This is a genomic window from Micromonospora sp. MP36, from assembly GCF_008119785.1.
Classification (GTDB): domain Bacteria; phylum Actinomycetota; class Actinomycetes; order Mycobacteriales; family Micromonosporaceae; genus Micromonospora.
On record NZ_VSFA01000009.1, the window covers coordinates 86276 to 104747 of the forward strand.

Below are 18472 nucleotides of genomic sequence, written 5' to 3' on the forward strand. Positions count from 1 at the left end.
CAGCCGGTGTGCGACATGGGCGAGGGGAGACCGGCGCAAGCCGGCGTCACCCGGAACCTGCCTCGGCGGGAACCGGAGCGGGCCGTGAGGCCCAAACCCACCCGGCGGTGTTCGTGGTTGACCGCCATCACCGGCCGTTGCAGCCGTGCACGCCGGCACGAGCACGCAAGCTGATCGCGGGCGGGCGTGCCGTGGTCCACCGGCACACCCCGTTCGTGATCCGGCTCAAAGACCGCGAGCTCGCCTCCTCGCAGGTGGACGGGGTTGAGGTCGGGATCGATCCGGGGTCGAAGTTCACCGGCATCGCGGTCTTCCGCACAGAGAACGCGGATGACGACATGGTCCGGACCGGCTTGTTCGGAATTGAGGTTCGCCATCGGGGTGGGCAGATCCGGGACAGGTTGGCCGCCCGCGCCGATCTACGGCGTGGCCGTCGGTCGCGGAACCTGCGCTACCGGTCATCCCGATACGCCAATCGGCGTAGGCCGCAAGGGTGGTTGGCGCCATCGTTGCGGCACCGGGTCGACAACACCATGTCCTGGGTTCAGCGGCTTTGCCACTGGGCACCCGTGACCCGGCTGCATGTGGAGCGGGTCGCGTTCGACACCCAACTCCTGCAGAACCCCGACATCTCCGGCGTCGAGTACCAGCACGGCACCCTGCACGGCTACGAAGTCCGCGAGTACCTCCTCGCGAAGCACGGACGCAAATGCGCCTACTGCGGGGCAGTCGGAGTGCCGCTGAACATCGACCACATCGTGCCCCGCTCACGCGGCGGCTCCGACCGGGTGTCGAACCTGACCTTGGCCTGCATCCCCTGCAACCAGGCCAAGGCCGCCATCCCCATCGGCACCTTCCTCGCGGACCAGCCCGCCGTGCTGGCCCGGATCCGACGACAACAGAAACTGCCACTCCGGGATGCCGCAGCGGTCTCGACGACTCGGTGGGCGTTGTGGCACGCCCTTGTGGCCACTGGCCTGCCAGTGCAGGTCGCCACCGGCGGGCGCACCAAATGGAATCGACACCGCACCGGCGCTCCGAAGAGCCACACCCTCGACGCCCTCCACGTCGGCGTACTCACCACCGTGTGGTCCTGTCCGAAGCAGGTGCTCGTGGCCACCGCCACCGGGCGCGGAAGCTATGCCCGCACCCGTGCCGACCAACACGGCTTCCCCCGACTACGACTACCCCGAACCAAAACCATACGCGGCTTCCAAACCGGCGACCTGGTACGCGCTGTCGTACCCACCGGCAAGAACACCGGCCGGCATGAGGGCCGAGTCGCTGTCCGAACCACCGGCCGTTTCAACATTCGCACCCGCCACACCCTCGTACAGAGCGTGCACCACCGACACGTCCACCTGCTGCAACGCGCAGACGGATGGGCCTACACACGAGAGGAGGAACGGCGCTTCCACCCGGCCCCCAACGACCGGGTGTCCACGCCGCATACCTGATGACCGTCACCATCCAGCCCACCGGGATCTCCCCCGCCGACGTGCTCGCCGTGGCCCGCGGCACCGCCAAGGTCGTCCTCGACCCGGCAGCCGTAGACGCCATGACGGCCAGCCGGTCCATCGTGGACGGCATCGAGGCGGCCGGCCGGCCCGTCTACGGCGTCTCCACCGGCTTCGGGGCGCTCGCCAACACCTTCGTGGCTCCGGAGCGGCGGGCCGAGCTGCAGCACGCGCTGATCCGCTCGCACGCCGCCGGGGTGGGCGCGCCGATGCCCCGCGAAGTAGTCCGGGCCATGATGCTGCTGCGGGTTCGCTCGCTCGCCCTCGGCCGCTCCGGGGTCCGGCCGCTGGTCGCCGAGGCCCTGGTGGACCTGCTCAACCACGAGGTCACCCCGTGGGTGCCCGAGCACGGCTCGCTCGGCGCCTCCGGCGACCTGGCCCCGCTGGCGCACTGCGCGCTGGTGCTGCTCGGGGAGGGCTGGGCGCTCGGCCCGGGCGGGGAGCGGATCCCCGGCGGCGAGGCGCTGCGCCGGGTCGGCTTGGCGCCGATCGAGCTGGCCGCCAAGGAGGGGCTGGCGCTGATCAACGGCACCGACGGCATGCTCGGCATGCTGCTGCTGGCCATCCACGACGCCCGGCACCTGTTCGCGATGGCCGACGTCACCGCCGCCCTCGCGATCGAGGCGATGCTCGGCTCGGAGCGGCCGTTCCTGCCCGAGCTGCACGCCATCCGGCCGCATCCGGGCCAGGCGGAGTCGGCGGCGAACATCCACAAGCTGCTGCAGCACTCGGCGGTGATGGACTCGCACCGGGACGACCTGGCGCACGCCGTGCAGGACGCGTACTCGATGCGGTGCGCCCCGCAGGTCGCCGGCGCGGCCCGGGACACCCTGGACTTCGCCGCCACCGTCGCCGGGCGGGAGCTGCTGTCCGTGGTGGACAACCCGGTGGTGCTGCCGGACGGGCGGGTCGAGTCGACCGGCAACTTCCACGGCGCGCCGCTCGGCTTCGCCGCCGACTACCTGGCCATCGCCGCCGCCGAGGTGGGCGCGATCGCCGAGCGGCGGGTCGACCGGCTGCTCGACGTCACCCGCTCCCGGGATCTGCCCGCGTTCCTCTCCCCCGACGCCGGGGTCAACTCCGGGCTGATGATCGCCCAGTACACGGCGGCCGGGATCGTCGCCGAGAACCGGCGGCTGGCCGCGCCCGCGTCGGTGGACTCGCTGCCCACCAGCGGCATGCAGGAGGACCACGTCTCGATGGGCTGGGCGGCGGCCAAGAAGCTGCGTACCGTGCTGGACAACCTGACCAGCCTGCTCGCGGTGGAGCTGCTGGCCGCTGTCCGCGGGCTCCAGCTCCGCGCCCCGCTGACGCCGTCGCCGGCGGGCCGGGCGGCGCTGGCCGCGCTGCGCGACGTGGTGGGCGAGCCCGGGCCGGACGTGTTCCTCGCCCCGGTCATGGAGGCCGCCCGCGACGTGGTGCGCGGTCCGGAGCTGCGCGCGGCGATCGAACGGGAGGTCGGACCGCTCGGCTGACCGGATTCGGGCCGCCGGCTGACGTCGATGCCCGGGTGGCTGTCGGTCGCCCCTGCTACCGTTCCGCGCCGTGACCGACGACGAGGCCGTGGTGACGGCTGACACCCCGGGCCGTGCCGGCGCCCCGGACGACGACGGGCTGGCACTCGACGACGAGATACGGGCCTTCGTCCGCCGCCAGGTGGCGCTGGCCGAGCTGCCGGCGGCGGCGATCGTCGCCGAGACGGTGGAGTGCCTGGACGGCGAGGCCGACCGGGTCCGGATCGCCGAGCTGGCCTGGCCGGTGGTGGCCGAGGAACTGACCGCGCACCTGACCGCGCAGCAGAGCTGGCCGGCGAGGACCGACAGCGACCGGCTGGCCGCCGCGTTCCGGGCGCTGTCCGCCGCCGGCATCGTGGCGCGGGAGAGCTTCGCCTGCTGCCAGAACTGTGGTCTCGGCGAGATCGGCGCCGAGGTGCCGCGTGAGGTCACCCCGCGCGGATACGCCTTCTACCACCAGCAGGACGCAGAGCGGGCGGTGGACGGGTCACCGGTGTTCCTCGCGTACGGGCTCTTCGAGCAGCCGCCGTCGGTGGAGATCGGCGAGGAGGTGGCGGCGGCGCTGCGGGCCGAAGGGCTGACCGTGCGGTGGAACGGCGACACCGGCAGCCGGATCCAGGTGCCGATGGTGTGGCGGCGTCGACGGGTGGGTCGCCTCGCCGCCGTGCCGCCCACCCTGGATGACGACGTCGACGTCGAGGTGGGGCTGCTCAGCGCCTGGACGGGGGTGCATGCCCCGCGCGACGGGGTGCAGTCCGCGGCGCGGCTGAGCGCTCTGCACCTGCCGTGGATGCCCGCGGACGCCCGGCTGCGCCTGTCCACCGAGTCGCTGACCGTCACTGTCCGCCGTGCGGGCGACGCGCTGGTCGGCGAGTATGCCGATCCGGACCGCCGCCCCGTCACCGTCGGTCGGTACGAGGGTCTGGCGCTGCTGGGCGGACCGCCGGCCACCGTCCCCTCGCCCGCCGACTACGTCGATGCCACCTACGAACACTCGACCGGGCGCGGCAACGCGGTGGCACTGGAGGCCGCGGAGGCCATCGCGATCACCCATCGCCTGCAACCGCACACCCGCGACTTCCTCTCCTGCCTCGGCCGCTCCGGCGGTGTGGTGCAGATGGGCTGGGAGGCGGACCGGCTCTGGCTGGAGACGCCGCACCCGGAGACGGCCACCGTGACCGGCCGGCACGTCAGCCTCGCCGAGGCGGCCCGTATGATCACGATCCTGGCAACGGAGGACCGGGTCGCCGTCGACGAGCTGGGCAACACGGTGACCAAACCCTGGTGACCGGTGGCCGGGTTTGGTGCCCCCGGTTTCAGGGCTGCGGGAGCACCTTGGCGGCCAGCTTGGCCAGCTCGCGCAGCGCCTTGCCGCGGTGGCTGACCGCGTCCTTCTCCTCCGGGGTCAGCTCCGCGTTGGTCCGCTCCTGGCCGTCGCCGAGGAAGATCGGGTCGTACCCGAAGCCGCCGTCGCCGCGCGGTGCGCGCAGCAGCTGGCCGGCTTGGCGGCCGTCGACCAGGTGTTCCTTGCCGCTGGGCAGCACCAGCGCGACGGTGCAGACGAAGGAGGCGCCCCGGTGCTCGTCGGGCAGGTCGGCGATCTGGTCCAGCACGAGCTGCAGGTTGGCGTGGTCGTCGCCGTGCCGGCCGGACCAACGGGCGCTGAACACGCCCGGCATGCCGTTGAGCGCGTCCACGGCGAGCCCGGAGTCGTCGGCGATGGTCGGTAGCCCGGTACGCCGGCAGCCCTCCCGGGCCTTGATCAGCGCGTTCTCGCCGAAGGTCAGGCCGGTTTCCGGCAGCTCCGGATATTCCTCTACGTCGTCTAGGCCGAGCAGGGCGATGCGGTGCGCACCGAGCGCACCGTCGAGGATGCGCTGGAGCTCGACCAGCTTCTTCCGGTTCCGGGTGGCGAGCAGGACCTTGTTCATCGATGATCACCTTCGTTCGCGACTGCGGGGCTCGCAACGCTCCGCGCGCTCACTGGAGCGCCTTCCGCTGCGCCTCGGCCAGATCCAGGCAGCCCACCACGCCCAGATCGAGCAGGGCGTCGAGCTGCTCACGGGCGAAGACGCCGGCCTCGCCCGTCCCCTGCACCTCGACGAAGTCGCCGGTCCCGGTGCAGACCACGTTCATGTCGACCTCGGCGGCCACGTCCTCCTCGTAGCAGAGGTCCAGGCGCGGCTCGCCGGCGATGATGCCGACGCTGACCGCGGCCACCGAGCGGTGCATCACTTTCTCCACCTTGCCGGTCAGGGCCTTGCGCTCGGCCAGCCAGGTCACCGCGTCGTGCAGCGCCACGTACGCGCCGGTGATCGCCGCGGTCCGGGTGCCGCCGTCGGCCTGGAGCACGTCGCAGTCGAGCACGATCGAGTTCTCGCCGAGCGCCTTCAGGTCGACGCAGGCCCGCAGGCTGCGGCCGATCAGCCGGGAGATCTCGTGGGTCCGCCCGCCGATCTTCCCCCGCACGCTCTCTCGGTCGGAGCGGGTGTTGGTGGCGCGGGGCAGCATCGCGTACTCGGCGGTGACCCAGCCGAGCCCGGAGCCCTTGCGCCAGCGGGGCACCCCCTCGGTAACGCTGGCCGTGCAGAGCACGCGGGTCGCGCCGAACTCGACGAGGACGGAGCCCTCGGGGTGGGTGCTCCAGCCCCGGGTCAGGGTCACCGGTCGGAGTTGGTCGGGCCGCCGCCCGTCAGGTCGCGCCATGCCTGCACCTTATGCGGTGCCCTGATCGAGGCGTTCCGGGGTGTGCCCGAACGGGCGGCGCGGCGCGGGTCAGGGCGTGCCGGGCGCCGCCGGGGCGGAGTCGGCCGGCGCGACGCCGTGGGCGCGGAGGAGGCCGGCGACCGCGGCGGGCCAGCCGAACTCCTCGGCCCGGCGGCGGGCGGCCGACCGCCGCGCCGCCGTCGGGCGCTCCAGCAGCCGGACGACCGCGTCGGCGATCGCCGACGGGGTGCCGTGGGCGGCGAGCCCGCCCGGCCCGATCACCTCGGGCAGCGCGCCGGCCGCGTTGGCCACCACCGGGGTGCCGCTGGCCAGCGCCTCCAGCCCGGCCAGGCCGAAGGTCTCCACCGGGCCGGGCGCGAGCACCACGTCCGCGGTGGCCAGCAGCGCGGCGAGCGCGGTCCGGTCGGGCAGGAAACCGGCGAAGTGCACCGGCAGGCCGGCCGCGCGCCGGGCCAGCGCGGGCCGCAGCGGCCCGTCGCCGACCATCACCAGCACCGCGGGTACGCCGGCGCGGCGCAGCCGGGCGAGGGCGGCCACCGCCAGCTCGGGGCGCTTTTCCACCGACAGCCGGGCGCAGTGCACCAGCAGCACCTCGGTGTGGTCGGCGTACCGCTCGCGCAACACGGGGTCGGCGCGGCCCGGGTGGAACGTGGTCAGGTCGACCCCGAGCGGCACCAGGTCCACCGGCGGGCCGGCGAGCCGGTCGAACTCCTCCGCCGCCCAGCGGGTGGTGCAGACCACCCGGTCGTAGTGGCGCAGGGTCTCCCGGTTGAGCCGGTCGGCGACCCGCCGGGCCGCGCCGTCCGGCAGCCGCCACTGCCCGAGCAGCCCGGTCAGGCTCTCGTGCGAGACCATCACCGACGGCACGCCGTGCGCGCGGGCCCACCGGCCGGTCCAGCGCAGGGTGCTGCGGTCGGAGACCTCCAGCCGGTCGGGCGCCAGGTCGGCGAGCACGCCGGCCAGCCGGCGCCGGTCGGCCAGTAGCCGGTATCCGCCGCTGCCCGGCAGCACCGGTCCCGGCAGCGTGACCACCCGGCCCCACGGCTGGCGGGTGTCGCCGTACCGCTCGCCGGGGATCACCAGCACCGGTTCGTGGCCGGCGGCCAGGTAGCCCGCGCCGAGGTGCCGAAGGGCGGTACGCAGTCCGCCGGAGCGGCCGGTGACGAAGTTGGCCAGCCGGACGATGCGTACGCCGGTCACCTGGGAGCCCGCAGGCCGGCGAGTGGCGTGCCGGCGACGGCGGCCTGGTAGTGCCCGAGCAGTTCGTCCCCGACGGCGCTCCAGCTGCGGCGGCTGACCGCCGTTCGCGCGGCGGCGCCGTAGCGGGCGCGGCGGTCGGGATCGGTGGCCAGCTCGGCCACGGCGGCGGCGAGCGCGTCGCCGTCGTCGGGTGGGACCAGCAGCCCGGTCACGCCGGATTCGACCAGGTCGACCGGGCCGCCGCTGGCCGGCGCCACCACGGGCACCCCGCTAGCGGCGGCCTCCTGCAGTGTCTGCCCGAACGTCTCGTGCGGACCGGTGTGGACGAAGACGTCGAGGCTGGCGTAGAGGCGGGCCAGCGCCTCCCCGTGCTGCACGCCGAGGAACCGCACCCCGGGCAGGGCGCGTTCGAGCTGCCGGCGGGCCGGGCCGTCACCGGCCACCACGACCCGTACGCCGGGCAGCCGGGCGGTCGCCGCGAGCAGTTCCACCCGCTTCTCCGGGGCGAGGCGCCCGACGTAGCCGACGAGGAGTTCGCCGCCGGGTGCCAGGGTCCGGCGTAGCGGGTCGCTGCGCCGGGTCGGGTGGAACAGTTGGGCGTCCACGCCCCGCCGCCAGAGCCAGATCCGCTGGATCCCGTTGGCGATCAGGTCGGCGGCGGCGCGGGTGGAGGGCGCGAGGTTGCGCTGGGCGCAGTTGTGGATTTCGCGGAGCCGGCGCCAGGCCGCGGCCTCACCCCAGCCCACCCGGTACGCGCGGGCGTAGGAGGCGACGTCGGTCTGGTAGACCGCGACGATGGGCAGGTCGTGCCGGACGGCCAGGGTCGCCCCGGCGGCGCCGAGGACGAACGGGCTGGCGAGGTGGACGACGTCCGGCCGGTGGCCGAGCAGCGCGGCGGCCAGGCCGGCGGTCGGCACGCCGAGCCGGAAGCCCTGGTAGCGCGGCAGCGGCAGGCTGGGGATCCGTACCACGGGCCAGGGGTGCCGTTCGGCGGGCCGGTGTCGGCCGCGGGCCGGTGCCGGCGCGATGACCAGCGGCTCGTGTCCCCGTGCCACGAGGTGCTCGGCGGTCCGGACGACGGAGTGCGCCACGCCGTTCACGTCCGGCGGGAACGACTCGGTCACGATGGCGATCCGCATGGCCCGAGGGTGCGGGCCGGACGGGTGCGTCAGGCGACCAGCCGCTGACGGATCGGCGAACAGTACGGCAACGCGGCGCGCCGCCGTCGTGGTCAGACCTCGTAACAGGCGCCGGGGCGCACCACGTCCAGCGGCCCGGCGTACGCCCCCGACGCCGACTCGACGGTGTGCGCCTCGCTGCCCCAGGCGGCCACCAGGTGGGTGAGCAGCAGCCGGCCCACCCCCGCCTTGGTCGCCGCCTCGCCGGCCTCCCGGCCGGTCAGGTGCAGGTCCGGCGGGTTTTCCACGCCGTCGAGGTAGCTGGCCTCGCAGAGGAAGAGGTCGGCGCCCTGGGCGAGGCGCAGGAGCGCGTCGCAGGGCGCGGTGTCCGACGAGTAGCAGAACACCCGGTCGCCGTGCTCCAGCCGCACCCCGTACGTCTCGATCGGGTGGTTCATCCGGTCGACGGTGACGGTGAACGGGCCGATCGGGAAGGTGCCGGGCTGGAGCCCGTAGAACTGGTACACGTCCTCGACCGTGCTGTCCTCCTGCCCGTAGGCGGTGGCGATCCGGTCCGGCGCGCCGGAGGGGGCGTAGACCGGCATCGGTGGGTACGGGCCGTCCGGGGCGTACCGGCGGACCACCACGTAGGACACCGCGTCGAGCATGTGGTCGCAGTGCAGGTGGGTGAGGAGGATGGCGTCGGGGGCGTGCAGCCCGACGTAGCGCTGGAGGGTGGAGAGCGCCCCGGAGCCGAAGTCGATCAGGAGGCGGAAGCCTTCCGCCTCCACCAGGTAGGCGGAGCAGGGGGACTCGGGGCCGGGGAAGCTGCCCGCACAGCCGAGGACGGTCAGTCGCATCCGGTCGCCCCGATGTCACGCTTCGTAGTCGACACGTCGGCAGTCACCCCGCCGATGATCACAACCGACGCGTACGCCACGCTGCGCAGCCTACGCGTCGGTCCGGGCGGGCAAGAATGATCCAACGGAAGTTGTCATCAACGTGACACCCGTACACGTCCGGTGACGGCACGGCGCGGTCGAGCCGGCCGGCCGGCGCCGCCGACCGGCCCGAACCGCGGACCGTCAGGCCCAGAGCTGACCCTCGAGGGCGTCCTCGGCATCCGCCAGGGTGCCCCCGTACGCCCCGGTCGACAGGTACTTCCAGCCGCCATCGGCGACCACGAACGCGACGTCGGCCGGACGCCCCGCCTGGACCGCCTCGTGCGCCACCGCCAAGGCGGCGTGCAGGATCGCGCCGGTGGAGAAGCCGGCGAAGATCCCCTCCACCTCGACGAGCTGCCGGGTACGCAGCACCGCGTCCCGGGTGCCCACCGAGAACCGCCGGGAGAGCACTCCCGCGTCGTAGAGCTCGGGGACGTACCCCTCATCGATGTTGCGCAGGCCGTAGACCAGCTCGCCGTAGCGGGGCTCCGCCGCGACGATCTGGATGCCCTCGACCTTCTCCCGCAGGTAGCGCCCGGTGCCCATCAGGGTGCCGGTGGTGCCCAGACCGGCCACGAAGTGGGTGATCGTGGGCAGGTCGTGCAGCAGTTCCGGCCCGGTCGTCTCGTAGTGCGCCCGGGCGTTCGCCTCGTTGCCGTACTGATAGAGCATCACCCAGTCGGGGTGCTCGACGGCGATCTGCTTGGCGGTGGCGACGGCCTGGTTGGAGCCGCCGGCGGCCGGCGAGAAGATGATCTCCGCGCCGTACATCCGGAGCAGCTGGACCCGCTCGGTGGAGACGTTCTCCGGCATCACGCAGACCAGCCGGTAGCCGCGCAGCTTGGCCACCATGGCCAGCGAGATCCCGGTGTTGCCACTGGTCGGCTCCAGGATGGTGTCACCCGGACGGAGCCGGCCCGCCTCCTCGGCGGCGCGGACCATGAACAGGGCCGCCCGGTCCTTGATGCTGCCGGTCGGGTTCCGGTCCTCCAACTTGGCCCAGAGCCGCACCGGCGGCGCCCCGTCGGGCACCGTCGGCGAGAGCCGGGGCAACCCGACCAGGGGCGTACCGCCGCAGGCGTCGAGCAGGCTGTCGTACCGCGCCATGCCGACCGCCGTCAGCGGGCGCGCGCTGCGCGCACGCCGGCAGCAGCCGCACTGTGCTGCGCGATCGCCGCAGCGGCGGCGAAGCCGAACGCGCCGCCGGCCACGGCCGGCAGGATGGTGACGCTGTCACCGTCGCTGAGCTTGGCGTCGAGCGCGCCGAGGAAACGGACGTCCTCGTCGTTGACGTAGACGTTGACGAACCGGTGCAGCGCGCCGGCGTCGGTGACCAGCCGGGCCTTCAGGCCGGCGTGCCGCGAGTCCAGGTCGGTGAGCAGGTCGGCGAGCGTGTCGCCGGCGCCCTCGACGACCTTCGCGCCGCCGGTGTAGCTGCGCAGGATGGTGGGGATGCGAACCTCGATGGCCATGATGTCTCGTGCTCCTTGAACGGGTCGTGCCAGGTGACGGGAGAAAGGAAGAGGTGCCGGTGCTGGAAGGTCAGCGGCCGGAACACTCGTAGTCGACCGTCGCCGGGCTCTGCCCGAACATGTAGGACTGGACGGCGTGCGGGTCCACGGCGGCATCCACGATCCGGACCGGCTCCTCGGTCACCACGCCGTCGACGATGCGGAAGGAGCGGATCTCCTCCGTGTCGGGCTCGCGGGTCGAGACGAGCAGGTAGTGCGCTCCCGGCTCACCGGCGAAGGAGATGTCCGTGCGGGACGGGTAGGCCTCCGTCGCGGTGTGCGAGTGGTAGATGACGACCGGCTCCTCGTCGCGGTCGTCCATCTCCCGCCACACCCGCAACTGCTCCATCGAGTCGAACTCGTAGAAGGTCATGGAGCGGGCGGAGTTCTCCATCGGGATGTGCCGGGTCGGGGTGTCGCTGCCGGCGGGACCGGCGACCACGCCGCACGCCTCGTCCGGGTGGTCCCGACGCGCGTGGGCCACGATCGCGTCGATGATCGACCGGTCGATGCTCAGCACGCCGACCAGCCTAGCGCCTGGCCGTGCGGGGCGGCGAGGTGGTGGCCGTCACGAATCAGTCGATCAGGGCGTTGAGCAGGGATTCCTGCAGATACCCCAGGTACGCGTAGACCGACAGTTGGAACACCCGGGAGGAGGTCGGGTCCTCGGCGACCGCGTCGTCGAGCTCCTCCCCGAGGTCGGTGCCGTCCTTGATCTCCAGCCGGACCCCCATCGCCAGCCGGGCGTCGTTGAGCGCCCGCAGCCACGCCTCGGCCGCCTCCGCGTCGAGGCGTACCTCGCCGCCGACCTCGCCGTCGGGCAGCGCGGCGAGGATCGCGCCGGCCTGGTCGATCTTGGCGGTCTTGAGGTCGCCCTCCGTGTAGCGGCGGAACTCCGCGGTGCCCGCCGCGTCCTCCGGGTAGACCGCGGGGAAGAGCCGGCCGACCACCGGGTCGCCGTGGTCGAAGCCGTCGGTGAGCAGGCCGACCACCTCCGAGGCGACCTTGCGCAGCACCCGGGCCTCGTCCACCGCGAAGGTGGCCACGTAGCGGTCGCCCTGGCGACGGAACATGCTCACGCCACCGCCTCCCCGCGGCCGGCGCCGGCGTACGGCGTCGTCGCGTTGCGCCTGATGGTTCGCTCGCTCACGACCGGTCCACCGTCGCCCAGAGGCCGTACGCGTGCAGCTGCGACGCGTCATGCTCCATCCGCTCCCGGGCGCCGCTGGAGACGACCGCCTTGCCCTTGTGGTGCACGTCCAGCATGAGCTGCTCGGCCTTCTCCCGGCTGTATCCGAAGAGCTTCTGGAACACCCAGGTCACGTACGTCATGAGGTTGACCGGATCGTCCCAGACGATGGTCACCCAGGGCCGGTCGGAAGCCGGCACCTCGTCAGTGTCCGGCGTCTCGACCGGCGCAACCTGTGGAGCCGCCATGCCCCCCATCGTGCCACCGGATCCGGGGAACCGATGAACCGGAACGCCACCCCGGTCCGGATCACCCGCCCGGGCCGCGTACGGCGACCAGGTCGACCGGTCGGCGACCCCGACCTCAGGCGAGCAGGATGCCGTGGTCGACAGCATCGGTGAGCACCGCGCCCAGCGAGAGCCGGATCACCTCGAAGCGACGGGACACCTCGCGGGACAGGTCCAACTCGACCTCGCGCAGCGCCCGCTGCGCCCAGGAGCGGGCGCCGTTCGGGTCGTCGTTGACGGGGGCGCGCCAATGCTGCCAGCAGCCACCGGAGAGCGCCACCCCGACGGGTGGCAGCACCTCGTCGCGCTGCGCGCCGGGGAACCCGGCCAGGGCGTCCATGGCCCCGGTGCCGCTGAGGCCGGCCACCCCGGCCGTGCTGGTCACCAGCAACACCCGGTCCAGGTCCCCACTGGCCGGCTGGTCGGCGAGACCCCACCGGACGGCGTGGGTGATCCGGCGCCGGACCCCCTCGGCCAGCGGCGCGCCGAACACCCGGGCCGCCAGGTCGTCGACGATGCCCCGGACCGCCTCGTCGCACTGGGCGGTGGCGAGCAGCGACAGCGCCTCCATCTCCCGGTCGAGCAGCTGCGGCAGGCCCGCGCAGCCGACCCCGAAGACGACCTCCTGGACCACCCGGAGGTGGATGTTGGCCAGTTCCAGGGCGAGGTGCTGACGGATCCGCTGGGCGCAGGAGCGGGCCTGGCGGTCGAGGCATTCGGTGAGGTCGCCCGGGTCGAGCCCGGGCAAGACGGCCACCCGCTGGTGCGCGCCGGGCGGCTCGGGCGGGTCGGCGCTGGCCCGTCGTAGTCCCTCGTCGGCCGCCCAGCTCACCAGGGCGCGGCGCAGGTCCGAGTGGTCCTCCTGCCGCGCCGGGTACCAGCGGGCCGGGGCGAGGCCGGGCACCGCGGACAGCAGGGCGGCCCGGTGCGCCGCCAGGGTGACCTCCACCGGGTCGACCCGGTGGCCGGCGGAACGCGGCGCGGGCGGCCCGGTGCGGCCGGCCGGCGGGACGAAGGCCCACGGGTCCTCCGGCATCGTCGGGCCGTCCGCCGGGGCCGCCCAGCCGGCCGCCCCGGGGGTGACCGCGAAGAACACCTCGACCCGGGCCCGGGCCACCTCGGTGAGCAGGTGCAGTTCGGCGGCGGTGAACGCCTGGTCGGCGGAGATCACGAAGAGCAGGGCGCCGGCCCGGCCGACCGCGTCGAGCAGCACCCGGTCACCGGCGACGCCGAGGGAGCCGGTGTCCGGCGTGTCGAGCACCGCGAAATGGCGCAGCAGCGGGTCGGGCAGGCTGAGCTCCACCCGGCGCGGCGGCCGGGCCAGCGCCGGGCCGGCCGCAAGCGGATCCGCGCCATACGAGTGCGGCTGGCGGTAGCCCGGCACGTACGCGGCGCGGGTCGGCACCTTGGCGTGGTTGACGAGCAGGTAGCTGCCGGCGGGCACGGCCAGCATGCCGGGCGCCTGCCCGAGCAGGCCGGCGAGCAGCTCACGCCGCCCGGCGCCGGCCGGACCCGCGACGACGACGGCCAGCGGCTCCTCCGGGCCGGGCTCGGTCACCCCGAGGCGGGTGGGCAGCGGGGCGCAGCGGGGTGGCTCGGCCGGCGCACCCGGATCGGGCACGTCGATCGAGGGCAGCGGGCGCTGCTTCATCAGGTGGCCTCCCAACCAGGCGGCCGGCTGTGGTCCGGTCGCGTGGGAAATCCGGGGGGTGACTCTCGGTGCCGGAAGCCTACTTCTGTCGCAAGTCCGACAGCGAACACTCCCGATACTCAGGGCTAATCGGCCGGTTACTCAACTTCCCTCCGTGACGCTGCGGGTGCGCGGGGATTAGCGTCGATATGCTGCTCGGATGAGTCGGTGGGACTTCGTCGGCCGGACGGATGAGCTCAACCGTCTGTTGTCCACGGTGGGCGGCCCCGAGGGGCGCGGGTTGTTCTTCAGCGGCAGCGCCGGGGTCGGCAAAAGCCGTCTGCTGCGCGAAGGGGTGGCCGCCCTCCCCACCGACCGGTACGCGGTCTGGTCCGTCTCGGCCAGCGCCACCACGGCCGCGCTGCCCTTCGGTGGGCTGGTGCAGGTCCTCCCGGCCGAGCAGCCACAGGGGCTCTCCCCCGCCGGCATCCTCCGCTGGGCCGTGGACATGCTCCAGCAGCAGGCCGCCGGCCGGCCCATCGTGCTCGCGATCGACGACGCGCACCTACTCGACCCGCCCTCGGCCGCGCTGGTCCACCTGCTCGCCCGGGTCGAGAACGCGACCGTGATCGGCACCCTGCGCAACGGCGAGCAGATCCCGCTGCCGATCCGCGCCCTGTGGACCGACGACCTGGTCGACCTGGTCGAGCTGGGTCCACTCGGCCCTACCGAGACCACCGGCCTGCTCGCCGCGATCCTGGACGGCCCGGTCGACGCCAAGACGTCCGAGCGGTTGTTCCAGCTCTCCGCCGGCAACCCGCTGCTGCTGCGCGAGCTGGTGCTGGCCGCCTCCGGGGGCGGCGAGCTGCGCCGGACGTACGGGATCTGGAAGTGGACCGGCCGGCTGGAGCTGGCCCCCAACCTCACCGACCTGATCGACATCCGGATCGGCCAGCTCACCCCCGGCGTACGGTCGGTGGTCGAGCTGGTCGCGTTCGGCGAGCCGCTCGGCCTGCAACTGCTCGAGAAGGCGGTCGACCCGACCGACGTGGAGGTCGCCGAGGAGCGTGGCCTGATCACCTTGGTCCACGACGACCGCCGGTTGAACGTCCGGCTCGCCCACCCCCTGTACGGCGAGGTGATGCGGCGGCAGTGCCCGGTCAGCCGGACCCGCCGGCTCCAGGCCACCCTGGCCGGGCTGCTCGAGCAGGTCGGCAAGCGCCGCCGAGACGACCTGCTCCGGGTGGCGGTGTGGCGGCTCGACTCGGGCACCGCGCAGGACCCGGCGCTGCTGCTCGACGCGGCCGCCCAGGCCTTCGGCCGGTACGACGTGCCGCTGGCGACCCGGCTGGCCCGGGCCGCGCTGGACGCCGACGGCGGTTTCGACGCCGCCGAACTGCTCGCCACCATCCTCATGTTCGGCGACCGGCCGGACGAGGCCATCCAGGTGCTCGACTCCGTCGCCGGGGAGATCGGCTCCGACCGGCGCCGCAGCCGCTGGCTGACGGTCCGTGGCATGGTCAGCTACTGGGGGCTCAGCCGCGAGTCCACGGTGGAGGAGATCGCCGCACGCGGCGACGAGCTGACCGACTCGGCCGACCAGACCCGGGTCCGCGCCTTCGAGGCGATCATGCGGCTGCACCGGCTGGACACCGACCGGGCGCTGCGGCTCGCCCAGGCCGTGCTGGACCGCCCGGCCGCCCCCATCGCGGCCCGGGAGCTGGCCCGTTGCACGATCGCTCACCTGCACGCCGCGCAGGGGCAGTACCTGCGCAGCGCCGCCGCCATCGCCCGGGTCCAGACGGAGGCGGCGCGCTGGCGGGGCGACATGCCCTACCTCCAGCTCGCCATGGAGCTGGCCCGGGGCACCCGGCTGGCGCTCTCCGGCGACCTGGCCGGCATCGACGCGATCGTGGCCGACGAGTTCGCCGACCAGGCCGGCGCGGGCGACTTCCGGCTCGGCACCGGCTACCTGGCCATCCTCCAAGCGTACGCGGCGAGGCTGCGCGGGCGTGGCGACGAGGCGCTCAAGACCAGCCTCGGCGCCTGCGCGGTGCTCGCCACCAGCCGGGTGTACGCCGGGCTGGCACACGCCGAACGCGCCCAGGCGGCGGCGCTGCGCGGCGACGCGACGCACGCGGCCGAGGCGATGGCCGAGGCGGACCGGACCCACGCCCCGGGCATGGCGATGCTGTACCCGTGGCTGGAGCAGGCCCGGGCCGCGGTCTACGCCGCCACCGGTGACCTGCCGACGGCCGGCAAGCACCTGTGCGCGCTGGCCGACCGGCTCCGCGAGGACAACCTCGCCGGCCACGAGCTGCTGGTCCTGCTCGACCTGGTCCGGCTGGACCAGGCCGCCGCCCTGGTCGGGCCGATGTGCACCGACGGCGGCCGGCGCACGGTGGCCCAGCGCCTGGCCGAGCTCTCCGAGCGGATCGACGGGGTGCTACCGCCGCTGGTCGCCCGGTACGCCCGCGCCGCGGTCGAGGGCTCCCCCACCGAACTGCTGGCCGTCGCGGACGGCTTCGCCGCCCGGGACCTGATCGTGTACGCCGCCGAGGCGGCCGCGATGGCCCTGCACCGGCTCGGCCGCAGCCGGACCGGCGCGGCCGCCCCAGCCCGGGAGCGGCTCGCCGGCCTGCTCCGCCGCTGCGACGAGATCTCCACCCCCGCCCTGCGGCGGCTGCGCCCCGCGCTCACCGACCGCGAGTGGGAGGTCGCGCGGCTCGCGGCCGAGGGGGTCACCAGCCGGGCCATCGCCGAACAGCTCTACCTGTCCACCCGCACGGTGGAGAACCACCTCCAGCGGGTCTACAGCAAGCTCGGGGTGACCGGCCGGGCCGAGCTGCGGGCCGCACTGCGGTCGATGCCGGGGCACGACGGCGGGGATCCGACCTGAACTCTTAGGGTGGAGCGGTGAGCACCCTTCGCCCCGCGCTGCTGACCGACCACTACGAGCTGACCATGGTCAGCGCCGCGCTCCGCGACGGCAAGGCCGACCGCCGCTGCGTCTTCGAGGTGTTCACCCGGCGGCTGCCGGCGGGCCGCCGCTACGGGGTGGTCGCCGGGACCGGGCGGCTGATGGAGCTGATCCGGGACTTCCGGTTCGACGCCGAGGAGATCGAGTTCCTCCGCCGCAGCCGGGTGGTGGACGACCGGGCCGCCGAATGGCTGACCAACTACCGCTTCACCGGTGACGTCGACGGCTACGCCGAGGGCGACCTCTTCTTCCCCAGCTCCCCGATCCTCACCGTCTCCGGCGGCTTCGCCGAGTGCGTGGTGCTGGAGACGCTGGTGCTGTCGGTGCTCAACCACGACTGCGCGGTCGCCGCGGCGGCCGCCCGCATGGTCACCGCCGCCCGCGGCCGGACCCTGATCGAGATGGGCTCCCGGCGGGCGCACGAGGGGGCGGCGGTGGCCGCGGCGCGGGCCGCGTACCTGGCCGGGTTCCGGTTCACCTCCAACCTCGCCGCCGGCCACCGGTACGGCATCCCCACCGCGGGCACCGCCGCACACGCCTTCACCCTGCTGCACGACGACGAGCGGGCGGCGTTCGCCTCGCAGGTCGCCACGCTGGGCAAGGACACCACGCTGCTGGTCGACACGTACGACATCAGCGAGGGCATCCGCAACGCCATCGCGGTGGCCGGGCCCGAACTGCGGGCCATCCGGATCGACTCGGGCGACCTCGCGGTGATCGCCCAGCAGTCCCGGGAACTGCTCGACTCGCTCGGCGCCACCGAGACGAAGATCATCGTGAGCGGCGACCTCGACGAGTACGCCATCGCCGCGCTCGCGGCCGAGCCGGTCGACATGTACGGGGCCGGCACCGCCGTGGTGACCGGCTCCGGCGCGCCGACCGCCGGCCTGGTCTACAAGCTGGTGGAGGTCGAGGGCCGCCCGGTGGTCAAGCGCTCCGAGCGCAAGGCCACCATCGGCGGCCGGAAGGTGGCGGTACGCCGGCACAAGCCGACCGGCACCGCCACCGAGGAGATCATCGTGCCGCAGGGGCTGCCGGACCGGCAGCCGAACGACCGGCTGCTCCAGCACTCGTTCATAGTCGGCGGGGAGCCGATCGCGCTGCCCACCCTCGACGAGTCGCGGGAGCACCTGCGGCAGTGCCTGATCTCCATCCCGTGGGAGGGCCTGAAGCTCTCCGGCGGCGACCCGGCCATCCCGGTGACCGTCGTACCCGCGACCTGAGGAGGACGCCGGCGTGAGCAACGCGTTGATCATCGTGGACGTGCAGAACGACTTCTGCGAGGGCGGCTCCCTGGCCGTGGCCGGCGGGGCCGGCGTGGCGGCCGGCATCTCCCGGCTGCTCGCCGCCGAGCCGGACCGCTGGGACCACGTGGTGGCGACGAAGGACTACCACGTCGACCCGGGCCCGCACTTCGGCGATCCGCCGAACTATGTCGAGTCCTGGCCCCGGCACTGCGTGGTCGGCACCCCCGGATCGGAGTTCCACCCCGACCTGGAGACCGGGCGGGTGGAGGCGATCTTCCACAAGGGCGAGTACGCGGCCGCGTACTCGGGGTTCGAGGGGCACGCCGAGGACGGCGAGTGCCTGGCCGACTGGCTGCGGCGGCACGACGTCGACCGGGTCGACGTGGTGGGCATCGCGACCGACCACTGCGTGCGGGCGACCGCCCTGGACGCCGCCCGGGAGGGGTTCCGGACCACCGTGCTGCTGGACCTCACCGCCGCCGTTGCACCCGACACGCTGGACGTGGCGCTGCGGGCCATGGACGGGGCCGGGGTCACCATGGTCGGCGCGCCTGTGATCAGGGCCGCTTGACCAGGTAACCGGTTGCCGACTGTCGTACCCCCCGTCG

17 protein-coding genes are annotated in these 18472 nt (G+C 73.8%); 6 read left to right on the top strand and 11 right to left on the bottom strand.

The annotated features are described in order from the left end of the window. The first annotated feature begins 113 nt into the window (after positions 1 to 113). The 3 genes from iscB to FXF52_RS11125 all read left to right on the top strand — a co-directional run bounded on the left by iscB (position 114) and on the right by FXF52_RS11125 (position 4319). Positions 114 to 1457: an RNA-guided endonuclease IscB gene (gene iscB / locus FXF52_RS11115; RefSeq protein ID WP_255471855.1), complete on the top strand. Its 1344-nt coding sequence runs from the start codon at positions 114 to 116 to the stop codon at positions 1455 to 1457. Then, complete coding sequence (gene hutH, locus FXF52_RS11120; protein WP_148796247.1) at positions 1454 to 2992, top strand: histidine ammonia-lyase; 1539 nt, start codon at positions 1454 to 1456, stop codon at positions 2990 to 2992. Before iscB ends, hutH begins: the two co-directional genes overlap by 4 nt. Positions 2993 to 3062: 70 nt before the next feature. Continuing rightward, complete coding sequence (locus FXF52_RS11125; RefSeq protein ID WP_148796132.1) at positions 3063 to 4319, top strand: hypothetical protein; 1257 nt, start codon at positions 3063 to 3065, stop codon at positions 4317 to 4319. A gap of 28 nt (positions 4320 to 4347) precedes the next feature. Here FXF52_RS11125 and rdgB read toward each other — a convergent pair whose 3' ends face one another. From rdgB to FXF52_RS11180, 11 genes are all read right to left on the bottom strand, one after another. Continuing rightward, positions 4348 to 4962, bottom strand: coding sequence for an RdgB/HAM1 family non-canonical purine NTP pyrophosphatase (gene rdgB, locus FXF52_RS11130; RefSeq protein WP_148796134.1), 615 nt, complete (start codon positions 4960 to 4962; stop codon positions 4348 to 4350). A 49-nt stretch (positions 4963 to 5011) separates the two neighbouring features. Continuing rightward, the gene (gene rph / locus FXF52_RS11135; protein ID WP_148796136.1) at positions 5012 to 5737 is read right to left on the bottom strand and encodes a ribonuclease PH; all 726 of its coding nucleotides are present in this window, start codon (positions 5735 to 5737) and stop codon (positions 5012 to 5014) included. Positions 5738 to 5806: 69 nt separating this feature from the next. Continuing rightward, positions 5807 to 6958 (bottom strand): glycosyltransferase, encoded by a 1152-nt coding sequence (locus FXF52_RS11140; RefSeq protein WP_187413441.1) that lies wholly within the window; start codon positions 6956 to 6958, stop codon positions 5807 to 5809. Then, positions 6955 to 8097 carry a glycosyltransferase family 1 protein gene (locus tag FXF52_RS11145; protein WP_148796140.1) on the bottom strand — a complete coding sequence of 381 codons (1143 nt, stop codon included), beginning with the start codon at positions 8095 to 8097 and terminating at the stop codon, positions 6955 to 6957. The genes FXF52_RS11140 and FXF52_RS11145 overlap by 4 nt, the downstream gene beginning before the upstream one ends. Before the next feature lie 92 nt (positions 8098 to 8189). Continuing rightward, a complete protein-coding gene (locus FXF52_RS11150; RefSeq protein WP_148796142.1) occupies positions 8190 to 8936 on the bottom strand; it encodes an MBL fold metallo-hydrolase in 747 nt (248 codons plus the stop codon). Positions 8937 to 9161: 225 nt separating this feature from the next. Then, positions 9162 to 10127: a PLP-dependent cysteine synthase family protein gene (locus FXF52_RS11155; RefSeq protein WP_148796144.1), complete on the bottom strand. Its 966-nt coding sequence runs from the start codon at positions 10125 to 10127 to the stop codon at positions 9162 to 9164. A gap of 11 nt (positions 10128 to 10138) precedes the next feature. Continuing rightward, positions 10139 to 10492: a MoaD/ThiS family protein gene (locus tag FXF52_RS11160; RefSeq protein WP_148796146.1), complete on the bottom strand. Its 354-nt coding sequence runs from the start codon at positions 10490 to 10492 to the stop codon at positions 10139 to 10141. A 70-nt stretch (positions 10493 to 10562) separates the two neighbouring features. After that, positions 10563 to 11051, bottom strand: coding sequence for a Mov34/MPN/PAD-1 family protein (locus tag FXF52_RS11165; RefSeq protein WP_148796148.1), 489 nt, complete (start codon positions 11049 to 11051; stop codon positions 10563 to 10565). Between the two features lie 55 nt (positions 11052 to 11106). Then, positions 11107 to 11604 (bottom strand): DUF2017 domain-containing protein, encoded by a 498-nt coding sequence (locus FXF52_RS11170; protein ID WP_187413447.1) that lies wholly within the window; start codon positions 11602 to 11604, stop codon positions 11107 to 11109. Positions 11605 to 11677: 73 nt separating this feature from the next. Beyond that, on the bottom strand, positions 11678 to 11968 hold the full coding sequence (gene clpS, locus FXF52_RS11175) for an ATP-dependent Clp protease adapter ClpS (protein WP_111242404.1): 291 nt from the start codon (positions 11966 to 11968) through the stop codon (positions 11678 to 11680). Between the two features lie 115 nt (positions 11969 to 12083). Continuing rightward, positions 12084 to 13658, bottom strand: a complete 1575-nt coding sequence (locus FXF52_RS11180; protein ID WP_148796152.1) for a hypothetical protein — start codon at positions 13656 to 13658, stop codon at positions 12084 to 12086. Positions 13659 to 13857: 199 nt separating this feature from the next. Between FXF52_RS11180 and FXF52_RS11185 the strand changes: the two genes are divergently transcribed. From FXF52_RS11185 to FXF52_RS11195, 3 genes are read left to right on the top strand one after another with little or no spacing between them, the layout of a single operon-like run. After that, positions 13858 to 16536 (top strand): LuxR C-terminal-related transcriptional regulator, encoded by a 2679-nt coding sequence (locus tag FXF52_RS11185; RefSeq protein WP_148796154.1) that lies wholly within the window; start codon positions 13858 to 13860, stop codon positions 16534 to 16536. A 17-nt stretch (positions 16537 to 16553) separates the two neighbouring features. Beyond that, entirely contained in the window at positions 16554 to 17840 is a 1287-nt protein-coding gene (locus tag FXF52_RS11190) for a nicotinate phosphoribosyltransferase (protein WP_148796156.1), read from the top strand. A 13-nt stretch (positions 17841 to 17853) separates the two neighbouring features. Then, the gene (locus FXF52_RS11195) at positions 17854 to 18435 is read left to right on the top strand and encodes an isochorismatase family protein (protein ID WP_148796158.1); all 582 of its coding nucleotides are present in this window, start codon (positions 17854 to 17856) and stop codon (positions 18433 to 18435) included. Positions 18436 to 18472 lie beyond the last annotated feature (37 nt).